Below are 6,948 nucleotides of genomic sequence, written 5' to 3'. Positions count from 1 at the left end.
CCTCATTCTCTCCCAGCGCGGTGGCTCTAGTTCTTCTTTTGCCACCGTTCTCATCTTTGGTTAGTCTAAACTACAGTAATTATCAATCGGTCAAAATGCTGGCGGAAATCGAGGTCGGGTTTCAACAAAACCAAAGTGCGATCGCGCTTCACATCGAAAGTTCATCCGAGTTGATGAAAATGTGTGTTTTAACGGCGAAAGAGAAGTTAGGAAATGATTTTCAAAATGAAGAAATTATTCGCGATTTAGCTATTCATTTTTATAATGAAGCAGTTCGCAAATTCGAGCTTTAATTACAGATATATATTGCCTGTCATTGCAACCGAAGCGTTAGCAGAGCAAGCCGAAGGAAAGCAATCACTTGCAGTTATGACCGCTTTATGTACAGCACTAATGACTAATGGCTAATTACCAGTCTGGCGGCAAATTGTAATATTCAAGAGTCGATCGATCTTTGAGCAATTCTTGCGTTTCTCGATCGACCTGAATCTGACCGTCAGCCAAAACTAACGCCCTTTGAGTCGTTTTCCCGATCCAATTCAAATTGTGGGACGCGATCAAAATTACCTCGATCGGCAATTGGGACAAAACCTTAGCCAAGTGACGCCGCCACGAGGGGTCTAGTCCGTTGGTCGGCTCGTCTAAAATCAAAATTGCCGGCTCTAATGCTAAAATTGCTGCTAATGCTGCTAACCTTCTTTGACCTCCCGAAAGTTCGTGGGCCGAACGGTTGGCAAATTCTACTAAACCGAATTCGTCTAATAGGGCTAAAGCTCGATCGCGCGCAACTCCCGGTGGCACTCCGTAATTGCGCGGCCCGAACATTACATCCTCTAAAATAGTCGGCATAAATAGCTGGTCGTTAGCGTCTTGAAAACAAAATCCAATCTGCCTGCGCGCCTGCGATAAAGTCGCCTCTTCCAGCTTTTTTCCCCGCACTCTAATCTCGCCGGATTGAGGCATTTTTAAGCCGATTAAGTTTTCGAGTAAAGTGCTTTTTCCAGCGCCAGTTAAACCTAGTAGAGCAACTCTTTCTCCGGGTTGTAAGGTGAAGGAAATTCCTTGCAACACTGGTTTTTGCTGCGGATATCCGAATACTAAGTCTTGTACTTCAATTGTTGGCATCACTTTGAGATTAGTCAATTTTTATTGGCCTCGATTTTTGGATTAAGAGTTTTTAACCGCAGAGGGCGCAGAGAGCGCAGAGAGGGGAGGGGAAGGGATTCTGCAAAAAGTTACCAGTTACGGTAAGAGGCTATTGTTAATCCGGCTGCGGTTACAATTGTGACTGTGAGCCAGAGTCGCTCTTTTGGTGTCGATTTTGAGTCGGCTGGCAAACTTCCTTGATAGCCGCGAATTAGCATGGCTGCATGAACTCTTTCCGCCCGATCGAGACTTCGCAAATAAAGGGCTCCGATCATGGAAGCACTGGCGTAGCGCAGCCATCCTCCGGCGCCGGACAAGCCTCGGAGTTGGGCGGATATTTTCATGCGGTTGACTTCGGTCAGCAGGATTTCTAAGTATTGTCCCGCTAAAAGTACAATCTCTTGCAAACCGGATGGTAAGGGCAATCCTTTGAGGGCGATTCCGAAACTGTGGGGCGGCAAAGTTAGCAGAAAACTGTTCATAATTAGCAGGCAAATTAGGGAGCGCAGCAACAGAAAACTGGCGCGTTCCCAACCTTGGGGCAACACTAATAAGGAGAGAAAAAGCAATTCTGCTCCCAACAGTTGCGCTAGGGTTCGCACCGGAGCCCTGAGCCAAAACGACCAAAAAAGTGCGATCGCCCCATAAATCCCCAGCCACAGCCAAGCGCCTGTCTTCATAAAACCAATACCGATGACAATTGTCAAAGACAGGCGCAATCGAAAAGGTATGGAGAATTTAAGCATTTTTAGGTTTAACCAACTGAGCAATCCCAAAAGCCGCGCCGAAACAGACAGCAGAGCCTAAAACTCCAGCAATGCTAGTACCTATAGGCTGTTCTTCTAATCCTTTAACACCGTAACCAGCTAGAGGACTTGGATTTTCGATCGCCACAGCTTCTTTATCTTTAAAGCCGTATTTTTCGGCTACCGCTTCTAACCCGTCAGGCCAACTTGAAGCGAACAGCGAAAGCACGCCCGAAATTAATAACACCCCGATTACTGGCACTACCCATTTCTGCAATTGCGGCTGTTCTCCCGGCAGTAAATCCGGCCGCACTTTGACGAGATAAGTTAAAACGCCCCCTGTAATTATCCCTTCGCCAATACCAATTAAAATATGTACGCCTACCATTGCTGGCAATGCGATATTCAGCGGTACTGTACCAGAAATTGCGAGTTCGATCGCCACACAAATAGAAGCAGCAACGACGCTGAGGGCGGCGGCGATGCCCGCGGCTAAGGGCAAACGATTTCGGGAACCTCCCAAGAGTTGCTGCAACGGCTGCAACAGCCACCAGCCCACCCAAATGCCAACTAGCCCCATGTTAAAAATATTGGCTCCCAGGGCGGTGATGCCCCCGTCGGCAAACAAGACGCTTTGAATTATAAAAACCGTGCTCATCGCCAGAGTTGCCGCCCAAGGGCTCCCCAAAACGACGGATGCCAGCGCCCCTCCCAACAAGTGCCCGCTGGTACCGCCGGCTACCGGAAAGTTAATCATCTGGGCAGCAAACACGAAAGCTGTGGTTAAGCCCATGATTGGGGCTTGCCGCAGTCCAAGACTGGCGCGGGTTCGATTTAGGGCAATTGCAATTACTGCTGCACTTGCTATGCCAGTGGCAATGGCTACTGGAGGTGAAAGAAAACCATCAGGTATGTGCATTGATGTATCCCAAACGAGAGAACTTCCAACCTTTTAGTCAACTATTTTTTACAAAAATTTACAATCCCCTATGGGGGTATTCGTGCCGGCGGGCGATCGGGGGATTTGCAGCGGGCGATCGCTTATTCGATATAGATTAGCGCCTCACGGGCAGAATTTTGAGGATGAGAAATTTTACATTAAATGATTCTGAAGAATTATTCGGATATTTGACCGACAACCCCCACATATAGCAATCCTTGCAGGAGTCGTAAATTTTTTACCCCACCCCAACCCTCCCCTTACCAAGGGCAGGGAGTAAGAAATTCACAAATGATTTAGGATTGCTATAGAAGCTTTTTGATAAGAATTATCAATATTTGTTTACAGATTAGACCTCTTGCCAAAAAAATATGTGTTATCCTTAAAAATTTGCTCAAGTTTAGGTCAAACTTTGAATTATTGGGTTGATTGTCATCTCCTTGAACTTGCCCAGCCTGCTAGATTATAAAATAGTCTAAACTTTCGATAGTAGCACAAAATTATTTTGCAAGAGGTCTAATGGAATCACACATAAAAATAACAATGAAACTTGCACATTTTTCCAGCACCGACTAAAGCTTTGTTATACAAGTACAATGCTTTTACATATAGCCTTTCTTAAAAAGATGAGGTGCACGAGATTCCCTGAATATCGGGACTTTCAAGCCTTATTACATACCTCATCTATCTGAGAAATGCTATAAATTATCTAAGCTTGCTATAATCAAGCTAGCTAGGATTGTGGAGAATTTACCAAAGTTGATAAAAATTATGTATCTTGAGAAATTTAAAGCACGGTTTGCAGAGTTACAGCATTTATTTCCATACAAATTATTGCCCTGTAGGGAGGAACAAATCTACTCCCTTGAACGACAATATGGGCTAATTCTTCCTATGGCTTATAAAGAGTTTCTACTGTGGGGAGGCGTTTGCGCCGGAGGACTTCTTCAAGGTTCTAACGGTTCTTATGACGATCTTTCAGAACTTCGAGAAGGAGCTGAAGAACTTTTGGAGAGGAATGAGTTTCCTGAACCACTTCCAAAAGACGCATTCGTATTTTTGATGCATCAAGGTTATGTATTTTGGTTTTTCACAGCTTCCGAGGGCGACGATCCACCCGTTTATGGTTATAACGAGGGTGGGGCAGGAGTCCCATACGCTCCAGTTCCTTTCAAAAAACTCTCTTCTAGCCTCAGTAAATTTTTAGAAGAATTATTAGAACAAGAAGCTGGGATAGCCAAAAGGTTGCAAGAATAATAGACCTCTTGCAAAAATCCTTTTCATTAATTGATGGGACGGGCAAGATGCCCATCCCACAAGAGTTACAGCATATTCCATGTATATGTGGTACACAATGCAAGCTATCGCCCGTGTAAGGTGCGTCGCCCTCCACAATCTGCAAGTTTTATCAAATATGAAGCAGCGACGCACCCTACAGATTAACACCACATAATATAGCTTTATAGTGTACTTCATGAACCTGGAATATGCTGTATTTTTTCTTGTGGGATGGGCATCTGGCCCGTCCTAATTATTTTTGCAAGAGGTCTAATCTAAAATCTAAACTCTAAAATCTAAAATCGATTGACTTTTCCCATCGCAATGTGGCGCGTTAGCCAAAAAGAAAAGTTTCGCGGTTTTCACGTCAAGTCTTTGACAATCGAGTGGCAAAATCCCGCGAATGCTGTTGCTAAGGGGTGGCTCAATCAGCTATTGTCAGTAGCAGTGCGTTTCCGGCTGCAAATAATTTCAGTTTAGCTGTTGACAGCAAAAAAAAATTGCCTAACAAGTCTCCAGACGTTGTACGTTTGACTAATACGTCTACTGAAACGGCTATTGTGAGTAGCCCTACAGATCGGACTGTCTAAGCTGCACCTGTATCAGCAGGTAAGCAGGAAGTTCAGGCGGTGGATGGAACAAATCAGACAGCAGAAATTACCGATCGCGTTAAACTAGATGAGTTAGCCCTGAAAGTCTACGATCGCATAAATCAGACTTGGCAAACTAGCCCTACTTTCACTCAAAATCTAGTCTATCGGGTCAGCGTCAGTCAAGAAGGGGCGATCGGCAATTTCGATCCCCTGAATCAACCAGCCAAGGATTATACCCAACAAACTCCTTTGCCAAATCTGCTCAAATCTGCCGAGACTAGCAACAGCAGTATTGCACCATCAGTCGCTAAGTTTACTGTAGTATTTGCTCCTACTGGAACCTGAGAAGTTAACCTGTAACTCACATACAACACCTATCCGGTAAGGTGCAAACTGTGCGCCTTAATTTTACTTTTTAACTTAAATGTGATATTATAAGCAACGCCCTGTAGGGTATTCTACATCTAAAACAACAAATGAAAGAACTTGACGAGAAAAAAACCCAAGAACTGCTATGCACCATCATGGAATGGGAACTAGCAGGAGTCGTGCGCTACACCCACTATGCACTCATGGTGACAGGGCCAAACCGGATTCCCATCGTGCAGTTTTTTCAAGCACAAGCAACGGAATCCCTACTGCACGCCCAACAAGCCGGAGAAATTTTAACAGGTTTAGACGGGCATCCCAGCCAGAAAATTGCTCCCATCGAAGAAACCTACAAACATTCGATAAGAGACTTGTTGGAAGAAAGTTTAAATCACGAGAAAAAAGCCCTCAAAAAGTATAAATCCTTACTTGAAGTAGTGACAAACTCCAGCGTTTATTTGGAAGAATACGCCCGCAATCTCATTGGACAAGAAGAATTGCACCAAGTAGAACTAAAAAAAATGCTGCGGGATTATAGTTGATTTAGTCATTAGTCCTTAGTCCTTAGTCACTCCCGAACCGCCTTAAGAGTACCCGATCCTTCTCTTCTTTCTATTCCTTCGCGTCCTTCGCGCCTTCGCGGTTCAATAACTTGATATTCTGCCAGCGCTCAAATAAAAGTTGCTCAGGACTAAGGACTAACTACAAATTAGCTGTTATCAAAAAATGAATTTTAGTGAAGCCATCCCAACTTGTGTAATTACCCTCCGCGAAGGCGTTGAAGCCGCTTTAGTCGTGGGAATTGTCCTAGCTTGCTTAAAAAAATCAGAGCAAAGTCACCTCAATTCTTGGGTTTATACAGGTATCGCAGCCGGCATTGCTGCTAGCGCTTGTGTAGGTGTATTATTCAATCAGTTGCTCCACGCGCTCTCAACATCAAATCAGCCTTACGCACCAGTAATTAAGCAACTGCTCGAAGGTTCTCTGGGAATTGTTGCCATAGTAATGCTAAGCTGGATGCTCATTTGGATGACTCAGCAAGCCCGCTTTCTCAAAGCTGAAGTGGAAGGGGCAGTTACAGCAGCTTTGAAAGAAAATACTAATGCTGGCTGGGGCGTATTCGGCTTAATTTTTATCGCCGTACTTCGCGAAGGTTTTGAAACAGTTTTATTTGTCAGCGCTCAGTTTCAACAAGGTTTGAGTCCCGCTTTGGGAGCTTTGGGCGGTTTGACTGGGGCGGCAATAATTGGGGCGCTACTATTTAAGTGGGGCGTAAAAATTGATATCCGCCTATTTTTCAAGTTTATGGGGATTTTGTTGCTGTTAATCGTAGCAGGTTTGGCAGTATCGGCGCTGAAACATTTTGACCAAGCGGCTGCCATTTTGTCGCAAACGGATAGCAAGTATGCACCTATTTGTGTTTATTTCGATCGCACTGCACAACTCCACTCCTGTATTTTAGGGCCCCTCGTGTGGAATGCAGAGGCAGTTTTGCCCGATCGGCAATTTCCGGGAGTGATTCTCAAAGCACTGTTTGGGTACAGAGATCGACTTTATTTCGTCCAAGCGGCGGCTTACACAATATTCTTAGCCACCATCGGCCGTCTTTATTTCCAAAAATTACGCCCTCAAGCAACTGTTCCGATCAAAAATACTCAGCCAGCTCGAGCGCCCACTCGCCCTCAGTAGCTGTGCGATCGGTTTTTATCCGTTGTTTGGCTGCTTCTAGGGCGAGCCTAAAATTGGCCCCCCTTGCACAAAAAATCGGCCCAATATTTTAAGGTTGCGGGATTGACTCTTTGACTTTTTTCTGATACGATTAGATAATCGAAATATAGCTTATTTTTTTTATAAATGCTTATATTTCTATTATTTA

8 protein-coding genes and 1 pseudogene are annotated in these 6,948 nt (G+C 44.6%); 6 read left to right on the top strand and 3 right to left on the bottom strand.

Going from position 1 to position 6,948, the window contains the following annotated elements; genetic code table 11:
• Window positions 1-293, top strand: a pseudogene (locus tag QUA02_RS00940) (hypothetical protein); the annotation flags it as partial.
• A 115-nt stretch (window positions 294-408) separates the two neighbouring features.
• Here QUA02_RS00940 and QUA02_RS00935 read toward each other — a convergent pair.
• The 3 genes from QUA02_RS00935 to QUA02_RS00925 all read right to left on the bottom strand — a co-directional run bounded on the left by QUA02_RS00935 (window position 409) and on the right by QUA02_RS00925 (window position 2,811).
• Window positions 409-1,143, bottom strand: a complete 735-nt coding sequence (locus QUA02_RS00935; RefSeq protein WP_333024539.1) for an energy-coupling factor ABC transporter ATP-binding protein — start codon at window positions 1,141-1,143, stop codon at window positions 409-411.
• Between the two features lie 92 nt (window positions 1,144-1,235).
• Complete coding sequence (locus QUA02_RS00930; protein WP_333024537.1) at window positions 1,236-1,892, bottom strand: energy-coupling factor transporter transmembrane component T family protein; 657 nt, start codon at window positions 1,890-1,892, stop codon at window positions 1,236-1,238.
• Window positions 1,885-2,811, bottom strand: coding sequence for an energy-coupling factor ABC transporter permease (locus QUA02_RS00925; protein WP_333024536.1), 927 nt, complete (start codon window positions 2,809-2,811; stop codon window positions 1,885-1,887). The genes QUA02_RS00930 and QUA02_RS00925 overlap by 8 nt, the downstream gene beginning before the upstream one ends.
• Window positions 2,812-3,573: 762 nt before the next feature.
• Between QUA02_RS00925 and QUA02_RS00920 the strand changes: the two genes are divergently transcribed.
• The 5 genes from QUA02_RS00920 (at window position 3,574) to QUA02_RS00900 (ending at window position 6,761) form a co-directional block, all read left to right on the top strand.
• Window positions 3,574-4,089 (top strand): SMI1/KNR4 family protein, encoded by a 516-nt coding sequence (locus QUA02_RS00920; protein ID WP_333024534.1) that lies wholly within the window; start codon window positions 3,574-3,576, stop codon window positions 4,087-4,089.
• Between the two features lie 327 nt (window positions 4,090-4,416).
• Window positions 4,417-4,590 carry a hypothetical protein gene (locus tag QUA02_RS00915; protein WP_333024533.1) on the top strand — a complete coding sequence of 58 codons (174 nt, stop codon included), beginning with the start codon at window positions 4,417-4,419 and terminating at the stop codon, window positions 4,588-4,590.
• Window positions 4,591-4,739: 149 nt separating this feature from the next.
• Window positions 4,740-5,048 carry a hypothetical protein gene (locus tag QUA02_RS00910; protein WP_333024532.1) on the top strand — a complete coding sequence of 103 codons (309 nt, stop codon included), beginning with the start codon at window positions 4,740-4,742 and terminating at the stop codon, window positions 5,046-5,048.
• Between the two features lie 131 nt (window positions 5,049-5,179).
• Window positions 5,180-5,614 (top strand): ferritin-like domain-containing protein, encoded by a 435-nt coding sequence (locus QUA02_RS00905; RefSeq protein ID WP_333024530.1) that lies wholly within the window; start codon window positions 5,180-5,182, stop codon window positions 5,612-5,614.
• A 184-nt stretch (window positions 5,615-5,798) separates the two neighbouring features.
• Window positions 5,799-6,761, top strand: a complete 963-nt coding sequence (locus tag QUA02_RS00900; protein WP_333024529.1) for an FTR1 family iron permease — start codon at window positions 5,799-5,801, stop codon at window positions 6,759-6,761.
• Window positions 6,762-6,948 lie beyond the last annotated feature (187 nt).

The organism is Microcoleus pseudofavosus SVA1_A4 (assembly GCF_036700565.1).
Taxonomy (GTDB): Bacteria; Cyanobacteriota; Cyanobacteriia; order Cyanobacteriales; family Microcoleaceae; genus Microcoleus.
This window is presented reverse-complemented; position numbering and strand designations above follow the sequence as displayed.